This window comes from Psychrobacter sp. 16-MNA-CIBAN-0192, assembly GCF_040309565.1.
In the GTDB taxonomy this organism is placed as follows: Bacteria; Pseudomonadota; Gammaproteobacteria; order Pseudomonadales; family Moraxellaceae; genus Psychrobacter.
Map to the genome: position 1 here is coordinate 1 of NZ_JBEOOX010000091.1, position 307 is coordinate 307.

General features: G+C 44.0%; 1 protein-coding gene. It reads right to left on the bottom strand.

The window, feature by feature from the left end:
- Nucleotides 1–246, bottom strand: a 246-nt coding sequence (gene ruvX / locus AAEY78_RS12490; protein ID WP_352339658.1) for a Holliday junction resolvase RuvX, incomplete at its 3' end; no start/stop codon positions are given.
- Nucleotides 247–307 lie beyond the last annotated feature (61 nt).

The window sequence follows — 307 nt, forward strand, 5'->3', positions numbered from 1 at the left end:
GGTAACCTCTTGTGACGTTCCATCCATATTTAGTGGTAAGCCAACAACCATTAAGTCAGGCTGCCATTCGGTTACTTGTACAGCAATATGGTCCCAGTTAGGAATGCCATCTTGTGCTTTTACAGCTTTAAGGCTCGATGCGCTGCCAGTGAGCTCTTGACCTATAGCAATACCAATACTTTTGGTGCCAAAGTCAAAGCCCATTACAGTGCGTTCGCCTTGCGGCTTAAGCGATTTTTTTGTCATGTGTATCTTGTTTAAGTTTGCTAAGGGTTAAATTACTATTATGCGTGACCAGCTTCAGGGC